Genomic DNA, 16,449 nt, shown 5'->3' on the forward strand with positions numbered 1-16,449 from the left:
CCGCTGGTGCTGGGCTTTCTAACTATGCGTGGGATTTTCATCTTTACGCATTCATTGGCTTAGGAATAATTTGTGATTGTTTATGCAGAAGATTGTATATTGTTTTCTACTCCCTAGGTTTGGGTTTTTGTTCTGTGGGTTGTGGTTTTTGGCGTGTTGCCTTTGCTTGAGCCGGTGTCTTGGCTTGTTAGGCATTATCAACGTCATCTTTTAATTTCGCCGTATTCCCTCCATGGCTTTCTTGGCGGTTGGTTTGTCTTGTCGCTGAGCTCGGTGGCTGGGGGGGACCAACCCATGGCCATCCCTCATGAATCCCTAAGCAACTCGATCATGTACCTCATGGTTTTGCTTAATGTTACCTCTTGTTCATCAACCTCATCACCGCATGCGTACCTAACCTTGACGGTTTTTGGACTTTCACTCACTATTACGTAAGTGAGTTTGTACCTTGGTTTGAGTAGGTCATTGCTCATTGGCTTTACCTGCTTTATTACCTTGACTTCTTTATCGAGTACTTCGAGGTAATAGTCTCCTTCGCAATCCATGTTCATGCCCCCCCTCCACGTGGACCAAGGCTCCATTCAATTGCCTGCTTAAGCTAGTTCAGCACTGGTTTGGCAGTGATTTATTAGTTTGGTTGTTAATTTAGGCTTATGGATGTTTCATGGCTCTTAACGGCTTAAGAATATGCTGGGGGTGTGAAGGCCAAGGGCTCGAGGAGGCTTGAATGTGGCGATCCAGTCAATGAACCAAGGGTCGTAGAGGAAGCGATGAGGCTAATCAATGAGTTCATGAATAGAGTCGAGAAGCACAGAAACGCGCTACTAAACGAATCAACAACGCCATTTGATGAGACAATCAAGGCGTTGACTGAATGGCTGCAAAAGATTGAGGAGAAAATTAAGGAAAGTAATGATGAAAACATAACCAACTTGAGGAAATCAATGCTTAAAGTCGGCAGAAAGATGCTGATGCTCGCAGAACAAGCCAGGGAAAAATGGCTTAAAGTCTATAAGCGAGAGCTAGAGGAGTTGATTGAGGAGCTGGGGGGGAGAGGTAAAGTGGCAATCATGATACGCGGTGACCCATTTAATAAGGATAAGAGCTTCACAGCACACCTATACACGAAGAACTTGACAATTGAGGTAAGTAGGGTTGCTAGGTCAGGTGGTGTGACAATAACAATGAACTTAACTGGCCTCAGGGGGGGCTTTCACATCGTTACGCCCAAGCTGTTCAGTGATGGCAAGTTGAGGGCAATGCAACGTGGATTGTTGTTGACTGATGGTTCAATTGATAATAAGGGTTACCCGGAGATGGGTACTAACCAGCTTTGGCAATCCGTGGCTTGGTTAATTGCTTGGCCTGGAAGAAACAGCATGAACATAAGTAGTGTGGGCATTAATGACCAAGTAAGCATTACGTGGTATTTAAAGGCTATCAGCCATAAGGGTGTAATTAGGAGTAAGGCTATGGCTGCCGAGGAGGTTAGTGAATTAGGTAATGAGGAGTTCCCGCTATTCCTACTATTCGCAATCTTAGGCGATGGTAGTGTGGATATTGGGAAGAAAAGGAGGATCACTCTTACAATGGGTGGGGGGGTGAAGCATGATTTGTGGGGGGGCAGCATAATCGAGAGGTTGAGGAGCCTCGGGTTCAGGAAGAAGGATGAGAGGTATGAAGTAACGTACGTGGTTTGGGCTTCGAAGGCTGTTGAGATAGCCAGGAAAATGCTTGATAATCACTCAATCAAGGCTTTGATTGAGGACTTGAGCACCTTGTTAGATGCGGATAAGCTTAGGCGATTAATTACGCTAGCGAACATGAGGGTTAAGCCAAAGGGTAGATCGTCGATTGAGGTCGCCGGCATCAAGATGACTGTATATGCGAATCGAGATGGTTACGTGGAGTTGAGGATTAGCCGCAGTAATTATAACGACGCCGTGGAGATTTTAATGAAGTTGAAGAGCGCAGGTTATGAGGAGATTGAGCTAAGGAGGTGGGTAGTAGGTATGCAGTCTACATGGGCATGGATGCAATAAGGAAATATCCCGAACTCGTCAGCGAGGTATGTGAAGTATTAAAGAGGATGCATGAGGAAGCAGTAAATGAGGACAACACAGAGAGGGCTTGGTCAATAGCCAAGGCGATGGCGAATCTAGGCTGTCAATAACCCCCCCGCCCAGGGCCCACGGGCACAATAAATCATCATTCCCCCCCACCTAAACTGGGTAATTCTCCGTATCATGATTGCACTGTTAACATTTAAAGGTTTACGTGTAGTCCCCCCCAGTCAATAATTCATCAATATTAACATTAACCTCAGGCCCTAGCGGGACGTCTTTACCCTCTGAATAAAGTTTGAGTGCAGTTACTGGGCCGCTATTAACCTCGTTATCACGATATAACCTCCATAAGGGCTAGGGACACAATGACTGAGACGTACCGTACCTTGAGCATGATAAATTGATTACGAGGGTTAAGAGGGGGGGCTTTATACTCAAGAGGGAGGCCTTTGACTTAACGCCAACAGGCCTTGAGGAGGCCCAAAAGGCCTATGAGAAGCTGAAAAGTCTATCAGAAAGAATAATCAGCCAAATAAATAACATGAGTGATGAGGAGCTTGAGGATGTACTTAACCAATACGTTTCGATAATGCCACTAATAATACTCCTAAATCTAATACCGCTCGAACTATTGATGTTAATGGGCCTTGACATGTTGCTGATAGGGCCAGTAATAATTCACGGCCATTAAATACCATGCATTAAAATGAGTATGTAGATTATATAACCAAGAAGCCCAATCACCGCCACGTCCCAGGTAAGCCTCCCCTTAACGACATGGTAAAGCATTACGGAGGATACGGCCTCAACCACGATAACACTAATTAAAGCCTCAATATCCAAAGACCACCTAGTGACGATCAAGGCTATGGCTGGGTACACGGTTGAGTAAAGAACCTTCTCGCCAATTAATGCGGCAATAGCCATTGTATCGCGCCCCCCTCAAGGTCCATATCGCCGCGGTTATTGTCTCGGGCAGTACCGTAGCCGTAGGCACGATTATTATCGATAAACCCATTACATTAAGCATGAGACTACGTGATAGGTCGATTATTCCCTCAACCATAACCCTAGAACCCACAAATAGCAGAGCTATGGAAATAGCAAGCTGAGTTGTGAGCAAGAGCTGTTCTCCAGGCCTTGATGTTCTAATGATCCTGAGCATGTAAAGTCCCTCGTAATCCTCAATAGCCAAGCCCTGCCTAACCCTCATTACATAAATATATAATAGGTAAATCACAAGTAGAAGAACCGCTATTACTAACCTAACCTGGGGGGGTGAATTCATGAAAGCTGGTAGGAGAACCGTAGGGAAAAACGCTACGACCACAATGAATGGCGCCACCAATACCCTATCAACCTCGAGAACCATGTCACTCCTGTAGTGCAGGTAAAACCCGATGATGGCGATAACAAAGATTATTGGGTATATTATAGTAGATACCACAAAGGGTTCCCCCAATTACCGTACCCACGGCAACATCCTCACCAGAGACATTACCATAAAGCAGAAGGGCAACTAGAAACACCACAAGCTCAGGGAAGGATGTTAGAATTGGTGATAATACTGCACCAACGAAGGAAGCACCAACCTATACCTGGAACTTACGTACTCCATGGTATTGGTAAAGAACCAACTGCCAATAAGCACAGAAATAAATCCTCCAATAATATCCAAAATAATTGTTAGCACCCCACTATCCCAAATTAAAATAATGCAAAAACAACATTTAATAAGCCCAATCCTAACAAGGTCTTTGATGAGTCTTCCCGCAACACTCTTCAAAAGATACGAACTACCACCACTACCATATTCAATAAATGCCCTTGAACCCCCCCACATAAGTGGTCAGGTAATTGACGTGCACTATAACGGGCATCACAAGGCTACGTAAACGGTGCCAACGCAACCATAGAGAGGCTCGAGAAGATCGTTAAGGGGGGGGAGGTAACGAGCTATGACATACAGGGACTACTAAGAAACCTATTCTTCAATATAAATGGTCACAAACTCCACACCCTATACTGGCACTCAATGGCACCACCAGGAAAGGGTGGAGGAACACCAGGCGGCTACCTCGGCGACCTAATAAAGAAACAATTCGGGAGTTTCGACAAGTTCAAGGCACTCTTCACGGAGACCATGAGGTCACTACCCGGCTGTGGATGGACCGTACTATACTACGACCCAGAAACCGGAAACCTAGAATTCACAACCTTCGAAAACCACTACAACCAACACATCGCAGAACTACCAGTTATACTGATAGTCGACGAATTCGAACATGCGTATTACCTCCAATACAAGAATAATAGGAATGGCTACATAGACGCCATTTGGAACGTATTGAATTGGGAGGAGGCAGAGAATAGACTTAGGAAATACATAAAGTAATTCAGTAATAATTAATTCCTAATGACTTTAAAATCAAGTTATTTTTCAATTTCTTATTTTTCAATTTCCAATTTCTTCAAAATCACGCCCTACCAATCCATATGGCATTGACTATTATTGCCGATGCAAGCATGCTCGTCACATCATTAACATCAAAGGGCGGGGGTCACCTCAACAACATCAAAAACCCTAGGCCTTAACCTAACACCTAATTCACGGATAAGCCTAATTACCTCCCTCGACGTGAAGCCACCCGGTGACGGACTATTGACACCAGGCGCAAAGGCCGGGTCGACAACATCGAGATTAATGCTTATGTGAACAGTCCTATTGCCAACATTATTCATGACCTCGTTAATCACGGCATCAACGCCCATGGAATCGACCTGGTCAATGGTATATACATTAACGCCCAATTTCCTAGCCTCACTAAATAAGTAAGGCGCATTTGAGTGCGCCCTAACACCGATTATGGCTATGTAGGCATTAGGATCAACATCCCTAATCCACCTAATTACTTGCCCACTGGTTAAACCCTCAGTAACAACCCTAACATCAGGGTGGGCATCAAGCAGTACATATGCCAACCCACCATTAACCGCCCTCCTCAAACCCCCCCTAAACGTGGCGTAGGATGATGTGCTATCACCACCAATCACAATCAACTCCTTAACGAGCCCCCCCAACGCCTCATTGACAGTCTCCTCAACCCTACGCCAAGTCTCATTATGATCACCAACAACCACATCAACATCGCCAAGGTCAATAATCGAAACATCCCTAAAGATGTAGGGCGAGGAGTAAAGCCAGGACCTAATCCTGGCAGGGGCAAGCTAGAGCCAGGTCTTGTACCCACCGCCCCCCCATCCCAGGGAATACCGAGAATACCGACATCGCCATTTACCCAGCCCCCCCTCTTCACGACCTCGCCAACCCTAACATCGCCAGGATCCTTAATGAACTTATACATGGACTCCCTAACAAACCGCATACAAAAATCAAGCAATGCCAATAGTATTAAAAGCACTACATCACGAACTAAACCCCCCCAAGAACCTCAACACCCACCCTCTTAGCCCTCCTCCTTAATTCCTCATCAAACGTGAATAAAGGCTTACCAAGTACATACGCAGTTCCAAGTATCACCAGGTCATTAAAACTACCAAGCCCCCCCCAGCCAGCATCCCGCATTATACGCAATACCCATTTAACAATGTCATTATCACATACTAAAACCACCTTCCTATAGTTAATTAGGTTACTTAAGATATCAATAGCACGATCCCTCGGCACATTAACGGACCTAAAAAACCAAGCCAACTCATAAATAACAATGTGAGGTAGGAACCACTTATTCAAGTTGTTTAAAATCTCAACAGCCCTAGCATGCTCCCTAGAATCCTCAACTATGTAAAATATCAACGCATTAGTATCAATCACTGCCTCCGACATTCTTCATCAATCCCTCCTCAATGAGCTTGTTAATATCATCAATCGTTAAATCCCTACCCAACCTAATCATTGGTATTTCCTGAACAACCTTCCTAAGAATAATACGATCACCATCAACCTCAACACTCAACAAATCACCAACCTAATACCAAGCCTCTCCCTGACACTAGCGGGTATCGTAACTTGAAAATTCCTAGTAACCTTAACCAAGGTTTTCACAATAAACTAAATAATTACTTCTATAAAAATATTTCTACTAAGTTAAAATAAATAAAGCTCAAGAATATTTCCGAATATTCTTAACTTCCTTACAGTTAATTTATATTTATTATTATAATTCTAAGAATTTTTATCAATAATTTAATCAACCTAGTTATAATTTTTAAATATTATTCTACGCATAAATATTATAAGTAAGTGCAACAAGTCTTATTTTTGACATTTACGAATAGGCCTCGATAAATATGGCGACCCAGGCAACGGCAAAGATCGATTGGTCACCACTATGGAAGAAGGAGGATTGGTGGGCGCTGTGGATTGGCCTCCTTATATTCTTTCTATCACTACCTGGTTATTATGGCATCTACCTCCTTGGTTGGGTACCAGAGTCTCAGCGCCATGGCTGGACCCATCAAAAAGTATTATAATTGTTGGACAGGCATTAACAATGACCAAGGCATATCCGGCTTAAGCCCGTTACTTAGTGTTCTCTTTCTCTACTTATTCCTATTAGTAATTTTAACATTCGCGGCGTGGTTAATGGGTCATAACGTCAAGAGGTTTATGGCAGGCTTCACAATAATGTTCATACTAACCTTTGGTTTCTGGTGGCTCTTTGGATACGCGTATTTCAATGCCACGCCCGATCAATACACGAAGCTTCACATTACCTGGTCAATACCCGTGGGAGCAGACGGCATATTAATCTACCTACTACTCGTGGGCCTATTCATATCCAATGTAATATTTTACAAGAAACTACCAGCAGTCCTGGAGACTGGGGCCAGGACTGAGTGGTATATAAAGACTGCCATAGTCCTCCTGGGAGCCTTAGTCGGTGCTTCATCGTTAAGGTACATATCATTAGCCGTTGGTCTCGTCGAGAGATCACTGATCGCCATCATCGCTGCTTACCTAATTTACTGGCCAATCTCATACCTAGTATCCCATAAGGTGTTTAAATTAGATAATAAGTGGGCAGCGACACTTGCATCGGGCGTTAGTATATGCGGTGTATCGGCGGCCATAGCCACAGCCGCTGCAATAGGAGCTCCATCGGTAGTGCCGGCCACCGTGGCGTCAATAATTGTGCTATTCGCAGCGGTGGAGCTGGTGATACTGCCATTCGTGGCTGCTACGTTCCTAAAGTGGGCGCCATACGCGGCCGGTGCCTGGATGGGCTATCCGTTAAGACCGATGGTGCGGCTGCGGCAAGCGGTGCCTTGGCTGATGCCCTAATCAGCGCCCAGCCGGGTCTCGCCGTTTATAAGACATGGGTATTAACAACGGCGGTCATGAGTAAGGTGTTCATTGATATTTGGATTGGTCTATGGGCATTCATATTAGCCGTAATATGGGTGACCAAAGTTGAAAGAAGACCTGGAGAAAGAGTCCCCCCCATGATCCAGATTTGGTTTAGGTTCCTAAAGTTCGTACTTGGCTACCTAGCCACGTGGTTAATACTATGGGGGGACATAGGCTTCGCCGTGGGCGCGGTCACGGCATCTAAGTTCATGACCGGCGGCATAACACCACAGACCGAGTTATTTAGGTACTTCTTCTTCGCCCTAACCTTCATGTCAATAGGGCTAACGACCAGGTTCAAGACGCTCGCTGAGATAAAGGCGGGGGGGCGTATGATAGCCGCTTACGTAGTATCACTAACAATCATAATACTAATAGGATTAGCATTATCAATAGCCCTCTTCGCAGGCTTACCACCACCTAAATGAGGTGATGAACAATAACGAACCTCAAAATTAAAACCAATTCTAATTCCCTCCCACAAATAGCGCAGATTGAGGTATCAACATCATGTAATGCATCATGCATTTACTGCCCAAGGACAATACTAAGGAGCGACTGGATCTCAAGGCTCATGGACTTAGGGCTATACCGTAAAGTAATAAGGGAGTTACTAAGTATGGGATCTATAAACTACGTGCATTTACAGGGATGGGGGGGCGAACCACTTCTACATCCAAACCTTATGGATATGATCAACGAGATTCAGGGAAAGGTGGACTTCGGTCTCACAACAAATGGACTATTATTGAATGAGCATTATTCAAGTAAGTTAATCTCACTGGGAATTAACGTCATAGCCATAACCTTCGCAGGGGGGGCTGAACCATCAACACACAACGCCATAAGGGTTGGCTGCGACTTTGGTACTCTCGTTAAAAACGTAGGAGAGCTCATTAAGATTAGGGAAAGATTAAGGAACAGTACTAAGGTGATTGCGAGTTACATCGCATTATCTATGAATATTCATGAATTACCTGATTTCATCGAGCTATGCCATAAATTAGGAATTGATGAGGTGATTATTGATAATCTATCGTACGTATTAAATGAGGGTATGTTTACATGGAGAACCTTTACGAACCCCTTTGAACGAGAACCACAAACCTTCAAACGCATAATAAACATCACGCTAAAGAAAGCTAAGGAGCTAGGCATTAGGGTATTCGCCTACCCACTGAGTTGCTGGGAGCTCGTTGAATGTCCAGAAAGACCCACTGAGACCATATTCATAAACGTCAATGGCGACGTCTCACCATGCGTCTTCCTGAATCTACCAGTCAGGGGGGCAACGATATACCACGGTGTTTTATGGGTAGGTGCTTCAAAACGAAGAAGGTGATTTTTGGAAATATAAATAATGAAGGCATTATTGGTATATGGAATAGTAAGGATTATAGGGATTTTAGGTCTAAATTCATTAGAAGGAGATCCCAGGGACTTACTGTGAACTATAATATCGATCTAATGCCACCGAGTCAATGCATCACGTGTTATAGACTATACGGTATTTAACGCATTACCAATACTGCGGTTTATAACTCCTCCTGACCTTACCGTTGGGATCACCACCAATTCTCCAAACACCATTCCTAAAATCCTCAACAATAATGCCCAGGGAACCAGCAAGATAATCACTTATCAAGACCTCACGCTCAACATCGGAAACAACTGCGTCAGAAAGTATGGGTGACGTTTCATAGCCATCCTCAAGTATTGACACGTAAATCGACGAAGGCAGCATATACAGCCTAGTTGGGCCGACCACAGTACCGAATAAAATAACTAGATCCTACACTCAACCAAGACCTTATCCCACAACCCAAGGCGCCTGGCCAAATTCACCGGTAACAATATCTGCGGTGTATCACTTTCAAAACCATTATTAACCAGGGCTATCACGACCTCCTCCCTCCCTCGTCCTCAGCCTTACCCGAATCCTCACCGCCAAGTTCGATCACCCATGGATGCTTATAGGCAGGGTAAAACCTACCAATCCTATTCACAATAATTAATTTAGCAACCAAGTATTAAAAACCTGATTGACCAGTTCTATGTTTCATCAATACGGAAAAACAAAAATACAACAAACTAATAACTCACACCTAGATCAACATGTCAGTTCCCCCCCAAAAGTACAAAGGCAGACCCATTGAGGAATTGATCTCGGCCGGTTATTATGACCCTGAAACCAGGACCGTCCACGCCATCACCGGCACAGAGCTTCACGTACATAGCCGTGACTGGCAACTTGAGGGCCCACTACGGATGCTCTTCCATGTGCTTGATCCCGCGGTTGCTAAGGACCCAAAGAACCTAATTGTCTATGGTGGCACGGGTAAGGCCGCCCGCTCGTGGGAGGACTTCGAGGCCATCGTGGACTCCCTACTCACGATGGATAGTGAGGACACACTGGTGATACAGAGCGGCCAGCCCGTGGCCATTTGGAGACTCAGCAAGCACACACCGAGGGTCTTAATGAGCAACGCCATGCTCGTCCCCCCCAAGTGGGCCGACTGGAAGATATTCTGGGAACTCGAGGCAAAGGGATTGATAAGCTTCCATCAGATGACAGCCGGCTGCTGGGCATACATCGGCACCCAAGGTATTCTCCAGGGAACCTACGAAACAATCGGAGCAGCCGCAGATAGGCACTTCGGCGGCTCGCTAGAGGGTAGATTAGTGGTTAGTGCCGGGCTCGGCAACATGGGCGGCGCACAGCCACTGGCCATCAAGATGCTCGGTGGCGTAGCTTTGATAGCAGATGTTGACAAGAGGATGATACAGAGGATGATAGACACCGGCTACCTCGACACGTGGACAGACAACCTAGACAAGGCCATAGACATGGCACTCGACGCCAAGGAGAGGCGGCAGGCAACGAGTATCGGCGTTCTCGCCAATGCCGTGGATCTACTCGAGAAGTTGGTTAAGGAGAACATAGTCCCCCCCGACATACTAACAGACCAAACACCTGCCCACGACCCGCTCTCCTACGTACCCCCCCAAGGACTCACCGTCGAGCAAGCCGAACAATTAAAGAAGAGCGACCCCCCCGATAAATACATACTACTGGCCAAGGAGACCATGAAAAAGCACGTACAACTAATGCTCCAGTTACAGGCTAGGGGGGGCGCCGTGACCTTCGAGTACGGCAATAACCTCAGGAAGCAGGCATACGATGCCGGCGTTGAGGATGCATTCAAGATACCAGGACAGATGGAGTACATGAGGCCATTATTTGAGGAGGGCCGTGGACCATTCAGGTGGACGAGCCTAGTCGGTGATCCAAACGACATATACAAGCTGGACGACGTATTAATAACTCTCTTTGAGAAGAAGAACCCAAGGCTCGTCAGGTGGATCAAGAAAGCTCACCAGTACGTAAAGTTCCAGGGACTACCCGCCAGGGTAGCTTACCTAGGCTATGGAGAAAGGGCGTTATTCGGCAAGATCGTTAGCGAGATGGTCAGGAAGGGCGAGCTGAGTGGGCCAATATGGTTCGGCAGAGACCACCTAGACAGCGGATCAGTCGCTTCACCCTATAGGGAGACCGAGGGAATGCTCGACGGCTCAGACGCAATTGGAGACTGGCCAATACTGAACTACGCGCTAAACACTGCTGCTGGCGCAACCTGGACTTGCTTCCATCACGGTGGTGGCACGGGCCCTGGCCTAAGTATTCATGCTGGTTTTGGCATGGTTGTTGATGGTACTGAGCTTGCTGAGGAGAAGGCTCTCAGGGTCTTCACTGTAGACCCTGGTTCTGGCATTGTTAGGCATGCCCATGCTGGTTACCCGAAGTCCTTAATGGTTGCTAGGGAGAAGGGTGTTAGGATACCAATCATCGATAGGCTTGAGGAGAAGAGTAGGCGTGTGATTGAGGAGGCGTATAGAGGGTAGGATTAGTAGGTTCACGTATGAGAGGGTTAAGAAGGACCTTGAGGAGTATGAGGCGAGGAAGCAAAACTATAGAACGCCATTTAATACCTAGTTACGGCTTTCATGGCGAGTCGTAGTTAAATCTGGCTGAATTTCATCCTTATTATTGGGTCCGCTATCTCGTATTCGCCGTGTGAGACCCTACTTATTATGCTCATTTTCATGAGGTTGTTTAATACTCTCTCGATTTCGCCTGGTGCCACGTATTTATTGAGTTTTAGTGTTATGTATTCCCTGATTTCGCTGAATTGCTTCTTACCTCTGGCTATTGCTTCAAGTGCTAATCCATAGTACGTGGACCTACTTAATAATGACCTTAATTCGTCATTAATTAGTTCCATGGCCCTTCTATAAATCTCATTGATGTTTGTTATTCCGCGTACCCTGGCATTGCGTAGTACGTTAACCACCCCCCCACAATGCCATCGAGCTCATCGACTGCGTCGAGTATTTCGCTCATTTTTATCTCTATTCCGTATTGCCTGAAGCCTGTTATTAGGAATTGAATTGATGCGTCCCTATTGAATGGGGTTATTGTTAGTTCCTCGATGAATCTTCCGTAGAGTGGTGACTTGGGGTTTTCGAGACCTAGGAAATCGTGTAGTAGTCCAACTTCGGAGCCTGTTAATATTACCTTAATATTGCTTAGGTTATCGTATGTGTAGGCGAGTATTTGTGTGAGGTCGATCTTGCCAAACCCCCCCTTTAGCATCCTGAGGGTTTGGGCCTCGTCTATTGCTATTACTATTTGGTCTAGGTTTTTGGATAAGGCGTTTAGTAAATCCGTTAGGTAAACGCTCCTCCAATCAACCTCGATATTAAGTTCAATGCCGCTACCTAATACGTTTATGCCTCGAATAATCTTCGTGATATTCCTAATGGCATTCTCAAGGCGCCACTTAATGGATAACTCAGTTAGGCAATTCGATAATAGTTGGTAGAATCTCCTTTTCGTGAAGTCATTCTCGAGAGCCCTAGCGTCAATGTAGCAGTACGGTGTGTTTGCTTCATTTAGGGCAACCCTTAGCACCGATGTTTTGCCGACACGCCTAATTCCGTATATTGCAAGGAGCCTTGACCTACCCCTTATGAAGTTTAGGATGCTATCTACCTCGTTGTCTCTGCCGAAGAGGTCCTCCCTCCTCGTTTTTGGCTCTATGTCGAATAACACTAAATACTCACCCTGTGTATTATACACAGGGGGGGTGTTTAAATCCCTGACCTAGGAAATGAGTCAGCCTTTAAATATCCGCATTTAGTAATACCTGTGCAGCAGATGAGTAGTAAGAAGGAGCTTCCTAAGCTTGAGGTTAAGGGTTTTGTTGGTTATATTAGGTATATTGCTTATTTAGGGACTTATGATGAGTATATTAGGGGGGGCTTGAGGAGGGATGACCACTTGGTTAAGGATCGTAATGAGAAAGGGAGATAATGAAGTCATTACTTGTGCCCTAGCCAATACTGGGTTTGAAGGTTTAGGCCCTGATGTATTAATGCCTATTGATGTTGCCCAGAGGCTTGGGTTTAACCTATCGGGTGGTGATGCTGAGGTTTATGCCATTCGTACGGCTTCAGGAATTGCCCCAATATATCGTTTTAGGGAGAGTATCAGCGTTAAGGTATTGGTCAGTGATAGGGATACGCCCATTGTTAGGTTGACGCCCATTGTTTCTGAGTCTGTGGATTACGTACTCCTTAGCGACAAGGCTTTGACGGAGTTGGGCATAGTGATTATTGATGCGGGTAATGGCATTTGGTGCTTTAGGGATGAGTTAGGGAGGGCTTTTAGGAATTCATGCATGCCTGGTTAGGTTATTGCTATATGCAGTATTTGATGCGCTATTGTGCCTATTGTGTATGTGGCTGCGGCTGCGCCTAGGGATAGCGCTATGTTCATGACCATTGTATGGGCTATGCGGCCACTCCCTGATATTGCCGTTAATAGGCCGCTTATGGCCTGTGCAAGGGCCACGAGCATTATTGATACGTATAATGAGCCTACATTCCCAATTACGTGACCAAGCAGTGGGAATGGCGCGATGACGAGTAATGCGCCTATTAGGTAGAATATGCCCGTGTAGAGGGCTGACCTTCCAGGACTCTCGAGTGCCTCCTCCGACAGTCCCACCTCGCTCACCTCAGTTATTTTCTTACTAATGTTTATGTCTGTTGATAGGCTAGGGGGCTATCTCGCTGGCTGTCTTCTCGTCAATGCCCATCTTATTTAGGGCGTCCTTAACTCTCTTCGTCCTATCCTCCATGTTGAGGTTCTCAAGCTCTATGTCTATTTTAGACAGCATGGTTTCCCTAATGTCCCTCTGGGCCTTTGTTGACATGTAGGCTCCCACGGCCATTGAGAGAGTGCCCGCGGTGCCAACTATTAAACCGGCCAGCGTTATGAGCATTGGGTCAGCGACGACGGGCGCCAAGCCAGCCACCGCCGCCAGTACCTCCACTAGTCCATCACTCATTCCGTACATGGCATCCCTAATGTTTTCAATGAAGGCCTCGAACCTCGACTCCTCCTCCTTAAATACCTCCTCATGGGAAACCTCATCAAGTAATATCTCCCTGAGCTTGTCTGTGTGCGGACCGAGCACCCTCTTCCTAACCATCTCGCCGTACCTCTTGATCGCCTCGACCTCGGCGCTTTCCCTCAATTTAACTAGGAATCCCAGCCCAAATAACCTCCTGATTAGTACCGAGGATATTACTGAGAATTTAGAGGGCTTTACGTTACTAACATCAATGCCCGCTTGGCCTGCGACGGCTTTCCAGAACTCTGCGTGGCCGGTCTCGTATTGTGATAACTTAAGTAGTTCTTCTCTTAATTTGCTGTTGTTCTCAATCCTGGCTAAGGCTGCGTAGATCTCGGCATCCGTTAGCTCGTCCCTATAATTCTCAATGATCTCATCCCTGCTGAGTCTGAGCTCCATCATAATCCTACGCAAGTACCTGCCTATTAAAAATCTATATTCTAGGATAATTTATAAAAGCAAGATTGAGGCTAACCATCGTATGGTATTCCCACTGGATAGTCTCCAGGACTATCAATTAATGTTTAAGCCGGAGCATGAAATGCTTAGGAAGAGCGTTAGGGAGTTTCTCGAGAGGGAGGTGGCGCCGCATGCGCTTGAGTTTGATGATAGGGATGAGGTACCCAGGGAAATACTGAGGAAGCTGGGTGAGCAGGGCTTATGGGGGGGCATTGGGATTGACGAGAGCCTTGGCGGGCAAGGCGCGATACCGTATCTGCCGTGATATTAATGGAGGAGTTGAGCAGGGTGGCGCCGCCCTTGGCCGTTATCCGCGGCACCAATGACTTGTTCGTGACACCATTACTCCTATTTGGTAGTGATGAGTTGAAGAGGAAGTATGTACCGCCAATAGCCAGGGGGGGTGAGGCCTTTGGTGCTCATGCTATGACGGAGCCATGCTGTGGATCGGACGTTGCTGGCATTCAGACGAGGGCTGTTAAGAAGGGTGATAGGTGGGTTATTAATGGTAGGAAGATCTTCATTAGTAATGCTGACATTGCTGATTACATAATGGTCTTCGCGAGGACTAGTGAGCCGCAGCCCAATAGGCGTTGGTTTGGGATAACAGCCTTCATTGTTGAGAAGGGGGGGACGCCAGGCCTCAAGATAGGTGCTAAGTTCGAGAAGAGGGGGGGTTTGAGGGGGGGTAGTCATGCGATGGAGGTTATTTTTGATGATGTTGAGGTTCCCGATGCGAATAGGGTTGGTGAGGTTGGCATGGGCTTCATAATAGCCATGGAGACCTACGACAGGACCAGGGTTGGGGTTGCGGCCCAGGCACTCGGTATGGCACAGGCGGCCTTTGAGAAGGCATTCCAGTACTCACTGCAGCGTACGGCCTTTGGTCAGTACCTGGCTAGCTTCGAGGCTATTCAATTCAGCCTTGCCGAGATGATGGCGGAGTTGATGACCGCCAGGTACCTGGTATACCTGGCCGCATACCTGGCTGACCAGGGTAGGGAGGAGTTTAAGTACGTGGCTAGTTTGGCGAAGTTCTACACCACGGAGGTTGCCGAGAAGATAGTGTCCAAGGCTATCGATGTACATGGGGGGGGTGTCGGCGTCATCCATGAGACTGGCATTGAGAGGTTCCTTAGGGATGTTAAGATAACGGAGATTTACGAGGGCGCGAACAACATTCAGAGACTTGTGGCCTTTAGGCAGTTGGTGAGGACTCTGATGAAGAAGGGCATTGTAAGTCAGGATATTGCCAGGTCAATAACCTAAGTATCAACGATATTGACTAAAATATTACTTATTAAGAGCTCATTTCTTAAGTCGTTAATGTAGCCCCCCCTTCTAGACCGCGCATACTCTATTTCATCATGATTGATTATTGCTGTAAATATACCCTCAACCCCCCCGAGATCAACGACTAACCTGTATTCACCATTTGGTGACGCTACAAAGCTGCCGCCGAGTACGTCACGTCCATCTGGGTATTTATACCCAGTGCCCATGGCCGAGGCGAAGTATGTCGAGTTCTCAAAGGCCCTTACAAGACCTAGGCTTCTCCATAGGGACACCCTATCAGCACTTATACTACTTGGGTTGGCCACTAGGTCTACTTCGTGCTTAGCCAATAGCCTGATTAGTTCGGGATACATAGCATCAACGCATATTATACAACCAATTCGCCAGTCGTTCATTTTAATAACGCCAAGTCTATTGCCATTACTTATTCCTATCCTCTCGCCCGTTGCCCTGGATGGGTAGATCTTCTCTGAATAATTGATTAGCCCCCCCTTTTCATTGACCATGGGGGGGCATATACTCACGTTCTTATTATCGACGCTGACGTAGGCCGCACCACCAATTATTAAGGCACCCACTTCATTGGCGAGTTCCCTGAGTAGGCTAACGTACTCGTTGAATTCCTCATTACTGAATATCCTTACCCCAACCCAATTCTCAGGCAGAATTATTAGGTCGGTTGTTACGTCCTTAATCCTAGACCTTAACCATTCAATGCCCTCATTATAATTACTAAATCTCCTAGTCTGGGCGATGGTCACCCTGAGACTGCGCATAA

At 46.3% G+C, this 16,449-nt stretch carries 22 protein-coding genes and 4 pseudogenes; 13 read left to right on the forward strand and 13 right to left on the reverse strand.

Going from position 1 to position 16,449, the window contains the following annotated elements:
• Positions 1-305 precede the first annotated feature (305 nt).
• Positions 306-545, reverse strand: coding sequence for a hypothetical protein (locus JCM11216_RS09855; RefSeq protein ID WP_243675971.1), 240 nt, complete (start codon positions 543-545; stop codon positions 306-308).
• A gap of 153 nt (positions 546-698) precedes the next feature.
• Here JCM11216_RS09855 and JCM11216_RS09860 point away from each other — a divergent pair, with 153 nt between their 5' ends.
• The 3 genes from JCM11216_RS09860 (at position 699) to JCM11216_RS09865 (ending at position 2,757) form a co-directional block, all read left to right on the forward strand.
• Positions 699-2,042, forward strand: a complete 1,344-nt coding sequence (locus JCM11216_RS09860; protein ID WP_243675972.1) for a hypothetical protein — start codon at positions 699-701, stop codon at positions 2,040-2,042.
• Complete coding sequence (locus tag JCM11216_RS18780; protein ID WP_243675973.1) at positions 2,000-2,173, forward strand: hypothetical protein; 174 nt, start codon at positions 2,000-2,002, stop codon at positions 2,171-2,173. Before JCM11216_RS09860 ends, JCM11216_RS18780 begins: the two co-directional genes overlap by 43 nt.
• Positions 2,174-2,466: 293 nt before the next feature.
• Positions 2,467-2,757, forward strand: a complete 291-nt coding sequence (locus JCM11216_RS09865) for a hypothetical protein (RefSeq protein WP_243675974.1) — start codon at positions 2,467-2,469, stop codon at positions 2,755-2,757.
• Here JCM11216_RS09865 and JCM11216_RS18785 read toward each other — a convergent pair.
• The 3 genes from JCM11216_RS18785 to JCM11216_RS18795 all read right to left on the reverse strand — a co-directional run bounded on the left by JCM11216_RS18785 (position 2,754) and on the right by JCM11216_RS18795 (position 3,759).
• Positions 2,754-2,993 carry a hypothetical protein gene (locus JCM11216_RS18785; protein ID WP_243675975.1) on the reverse strand — a complete coding sequence of 80 codons (240 nt, stop codon included), beginning with the start codon at positions 2,991-2,993 and terminating at the stop codon, positions 2,754-2,756. The genes JCM11216_RS09865 and JCM11216_RS18785 overlap by 4 nt on opposite strands.
• Positions 2,917-3,513 (reverse strand): hypothetical protein, encoded by a 597-nt coding sequence (locus JCM11216_RS18790; RefSeq protein WP_243675976.1) that lies wholly within the window; start codon positions 3,511-3,513, stop codon positions 2,917-2,919. The genes JCM11216_RS18785 and JCM11216_RS18790 overlap by 77 nt, the downstream gene beginning before the upstream one ends.
• Before the next feature lie 102 nt (positions 3,514-3,615).
• Positions 3,616-3,759 carry a hypothetical protein gene (locus JCM11216_RS18795; RefSeq protein WP_243675977.1) on the reverse strand — a complete coding sequence of 48 codons (144 nt, stop codon included), beginning with the start codon at positions 3,757-3,759 and terminating at the stop codon, positions 3,616-3,618.
• 67 nt (positions 3,760-3,826) lie between these two features.
• On the opposite strand from JCM11216_RS18795, the pseudogene JCM11216_RS09875 reads away from it, so the two are divergent.
• Positions 3,827-4,461: pseudogene (locus JCM11216_RS09875) on the forward strand (superoxide dismutase).
• A 152-nt stretch (positions 4,462-4,613) separates the two neighbouring features.
• Here the strand turns inward: JCM11216_RS09875 and JCM11216_RS09880 are convergent.
• The 4 genes and pseudogenes from JCM11216_RS09880 to JCM11216_RS09890 form a co-directional block, all read right to left on the reverse strand.
• Positions 4,614-5,207: an arginase family protein gene (locus JCM11216_RS09880; RefSeq protein ID WP_243675978.1), complete on the reverse strand. Its 594-nt coding sequence runs from the start codon at positions 5,205-5,207 to the stop codon at positions 4,614-4,616.
• On the reverse strand, positions 5,123-5,488 hold the full coding sequence (locus JCM11216_RS18800) for a hypothetical protein (protein WP_243675979.1): 366 nt from the start codon (positions 5,486-5,488) through the stop codon (positions 5,123-5,125). The genes JCM11216_RS09880 and JCM11216_RS18800 overlap by 85 nt, the downstream gene beginning before the upstream one ends.
• Before the next feature lie 11 nt (positions 5,489-5,499).
• A complete protein-coding gene (locus tag JCM11216_RS09885; RefSeq protein ID WP_054854100.1) occupies positions 5,500-5,913 on the reverse strand; it encodes a PIN domain-containing protein in 414 nt (137 codons plus the stop codon).
• A pseudogene (locus tag JCM11216_RS09890) lies at positions 5,894-6,132 on the reverse strand (AbrB/MazE/SpoVT family DNA-binding domain-containing protein). Before JCM11216_RS09890 ends, JCM11216_RS09885 begins: the two are co-directional and overlap by 20 nt.
• Positions 6,133-6,377: 245 nt before the next feature.
• Between JCM11216_RS09890 and JCM11216_RS18805 the strand changes: the two are divergent.
• From JCM11216_RS18805 to JCM11216_RS18820, 5 genes are all read left to right on the forward strand, one after another.
• Positions 6,378-6,560: a hypothetical protein gene (locus JCM11216_RS18805; RefSeq protein WP_243675980.1), complete on the forward strand. Its 183-nt coding sequence runs from the start codon at positions 6,378-6,380 to the stop codon at positions 6,558-6,560.
• Between the two features lie 112 nt (positions 6,561-6,672).
• The gene (locus tag JCM11216_RS18810; RefSeq protein ID WP_243675981.1) at positions 6,673-7,371 is read left to right on the forward strand and encodes a putative sulfate exporter family transporter; all 699 of its coding nucleotides are present in this window, start codon (positions 6,673-6,675) and stop codon (positions 7,369-7,371) included.
• Positions 7,356-7,865, forward strand: a complete 510-nt coding sequence (locus JCM11216_RS18815) for a hypothetical protein (RefSeq protein WP_243675982.1) — start codon at positions 7,356-7,358, stop codon at positions 7,863-7,865. Before JCM11216_RS18810 ends, JCM11216_RS18815 begins: the two co-directional genes overlap by 16 nt.
• A 116-nt stretch (positions 7,866-7,981) precedes the next feature.
• Positions 7,982-8,779: a radical SAM protein gene (locus JCM11216_RS09900; protein ID WP_243676004.1), complete on the forward strand. Its 798-nt coding sequence runs from the start codon at positions 7,982-7,984 to the stop codon at positions 8,777-8,779.
• On the forward strand, positions 8,776-8,952 hold the full coding sequence (locus JCM11216_RS18820) for an SPASM domain-containing protein (protein WP_243675983.1): 177 nt from the start codon (positions 8,776-8,778) through the stop codon (positions 8,950-8,952). The genes JCM11216_RS09900 and JCM11216_RS18820 overlap by 4 nt, the downstream gene beginning before the upstream one ends.
• A gap of 4 nt (positions 8,953-8,956) precedes the next feature.
• Here the strand turns inward: JCM11216_RS18820 and JCM11216_RS09905 are convergent, their stop codons facing one another.
• Positions 8,957-9,205 (reverse strand): hypothetical protein, encoded by a 249-nt coding sequence (locus JCM11216_RS09905; RefSeq protein ID WP_054854101.1) that lies wholly within the window; start codon positions 9,203-9,205, stop codon positions 8,957-8,959.
• Positions 9,206-9,552: 347 nt separating this feature from the next.
• On the opposite strand from JCM11216_RS09905, the gene JCM11216_RS09910 reads away from it, so the two are divergent.
• Positions 9,553-11,340, forward strand: a complete 1,788-nt coding sequence (locus JCM11216_RS09910; protein WP_054854102.1) for a urocanate hydratase — start codon at positions 9,553-9,555, stop codon at positions 11,338-11,340.
• A gap of 116 nt (positions 11,341-11,456) precedes the next feature.
• Here JCM11216_RS09910 and JCM11216_RS09915 read toward each other — a convergent pair whose 3' ends face one another.
• Positions 11,457-11,789 carry a hypothetical protein gene (locus JCM11216_RS09915; RefSeq protein ID WP_243675984.1) on the reverse strand — a complete coding sequence of 111 codons (333 nt, stop codon included), beginning with the start codon at positions 11,787-11,789 and terminating at the stop codon, positions 11,457-11,459.
• Positions 11,750-12,577 carry an ATP-binding protein gene (locus tag JCM11216_RS09920; RefSeq protein WP_054854104.1) on the reverse strand — a complete coding sequence of 276 codons (828 nt, stop codon included), beginning with the start codon at positions 12,575-12,577 and terminating at the stop codon, positions 11,750-11,752. The genes JCM11216_RS09915 and JCM11216_RS09920 overlap by 40 nt, the downstream gene beginning before the upstream one ends.
• A gap of 78 nt (positions 12,578-12,655) precedes the next feature.
• Here JCM11216_RS09920 and JCM11216_RS18825 point away from each other — a divergent pair, with 78 nt between their 5' ends.
• Both JCM11216_RS18825 and JCM11216_RS09925 read left to right on the forward strand, forming a co-directional pair.
• Positions 12,656-12,811 carry a hypothetical protein gene (locus JCM11216_RS18825; protein WP_243675985.1) on the forward strand — a complete coding sequence of 52 codons (156 nt, stop codon included), beginning with the start codon at positions 12,656-12,658 and terminating at the stop codon, positions 12,809-12,811.
• Complete coding sequence (locus JCM11216_RS09925; protein WP_054854105.1) at positions 12,795-13,190, forward strand: hypothetical protein; 396 nt, start codon at positions 12,795-12,797, stop codon at positions 13,188-13,190. Before JCM11216_RS18825 ends, JCM11216_RS09925 begins: the two co-directional genes overlap by 17 nt.
• Here JCM11216_RS09925 and JCM11216_RS09930 read toward each other — a convergent pair.
• Positions 13,187-14,315: pseudogene (locus JCM11216_RS09930) on the reverse strand (VIT1/CCC1 transporter family protein). The gene JCM11216_RS09925 and the pseudogene JCM11216_RS09930 overlap by 4 nt on opposite strands.
• A gap of 82 nt (positions 14,316-14,397) precedes the next feature.
• Here JCM11216_RS09930 and JCM11216_RS09935 point away from each other — a divergent pair.
• Positions 14,398-15,644: pseudogene (locus JCM11216_RS09935) on the forward strand (acyl-CoA dehydrogenase family protein).
• On the opposite strand, the gene JCM11216_RS09940 reads toward JCM11216_RS09935, so the two are convergent.
• Positions 15,641-16,447, reverse strand: coding sequence for a carbon-nitrogen hydrolase family protein (locus tag JCM11216_RS09940; RefSeq protein ID WP_054854106.1), 807 nt, complete (start codon positions 16,445-16,447; stop codon positions 15,641-15,643). The pseudogene JCM11216_RS09935 and the gene JCM11216_RS09940 sit on opposite strands and share 4 nt — an antisense overlap.
• Between the last annotated feature and the right edge of the window lie 2 nt (positions 16,448-16,449).

Origin of the sequence: Vulcanisaeta distributa JCM 11216 (assembly GCF_001315985.1) — an archaeon.
Taxonomy (GTDB): Archaea; Thermoproteota; Thermoprotei; order Thermoproteales; family Thermocladiaceae; genus Vulcanisaeta; species Vulcanisaeta distributa_E.

What these genes read in the sequence shown, in the direction of transcription:
- JCM11216_RS18805 (WP_243675980.1), top strand. Translation starts at nt 6,378, where the DNA reads ATGGCGACCCAGGCAACGGCAAAGATCGATTGGTCACCACTATGGAAG.
- JCM11216_RS09940 (WP_054854106.1), bottom strand. Translation starts at nt 16,447, where the DNA reads ATGCGCAGTCTCAGGGTGACCATCGCCCAGACTAGGAGATTTAGTAAT.
- JCM11216_RS18785 (WP_243675975.1), bottom strand. Translation starts at nt 2,993, where the DNA reads ATGGCTATTGCCGCATTAATTGGCGAGAAGGTTCTTTACTCAACCGTG.
- JCM11216_RS18810 (WP_243675981.1), top strand. Translation starts at nt 6,673, where the DNA reads ATGGGTCATAACGTCAAGAGGTTTATGGCAGGCTTCACAATAATGTTC.
- JCM11216_RS09855 (WP_243675971.1), bottom strand. Translation starts at nt 545, where the DNA reads ATGGATTGCGAAGGAGACTATTACCTCGAAGTACTCGATAAAGAAGTC.
- JCM11216_RS09925 (WP_054854105.1), top strand. Translation starts at nt 12,795, where the DNA reads ATGAGAAAGGGAGATAATGAAGTCATTACTTGTGCCCTAGCCAATACT.
- JCM11216_RS18825 (WP_243675985.1), top strand. Translation starts at nt 12,656, where the DNA reads ATGAGTAGTAAGAAGGAGCTTCCTAAGCTTGAGGTTAAGGGTTTTGTT.
- JCM11216_RS09885 (WP_054854100.1), bottom strand. Translation starts at nt 5,913, where the DNA reads ATGTCGGAGGCAGTGATTGATACTAATGCGTTGATATTTTACATAGTT.
- JCM11216_RS09910 (WP_054854102.1), top strand. Translation starts at nt 9,553, where the DNA reads ATGTCAGTTCCCCCCCAAAAGTACAAAGGCAGACCCATTGAGGAATTG.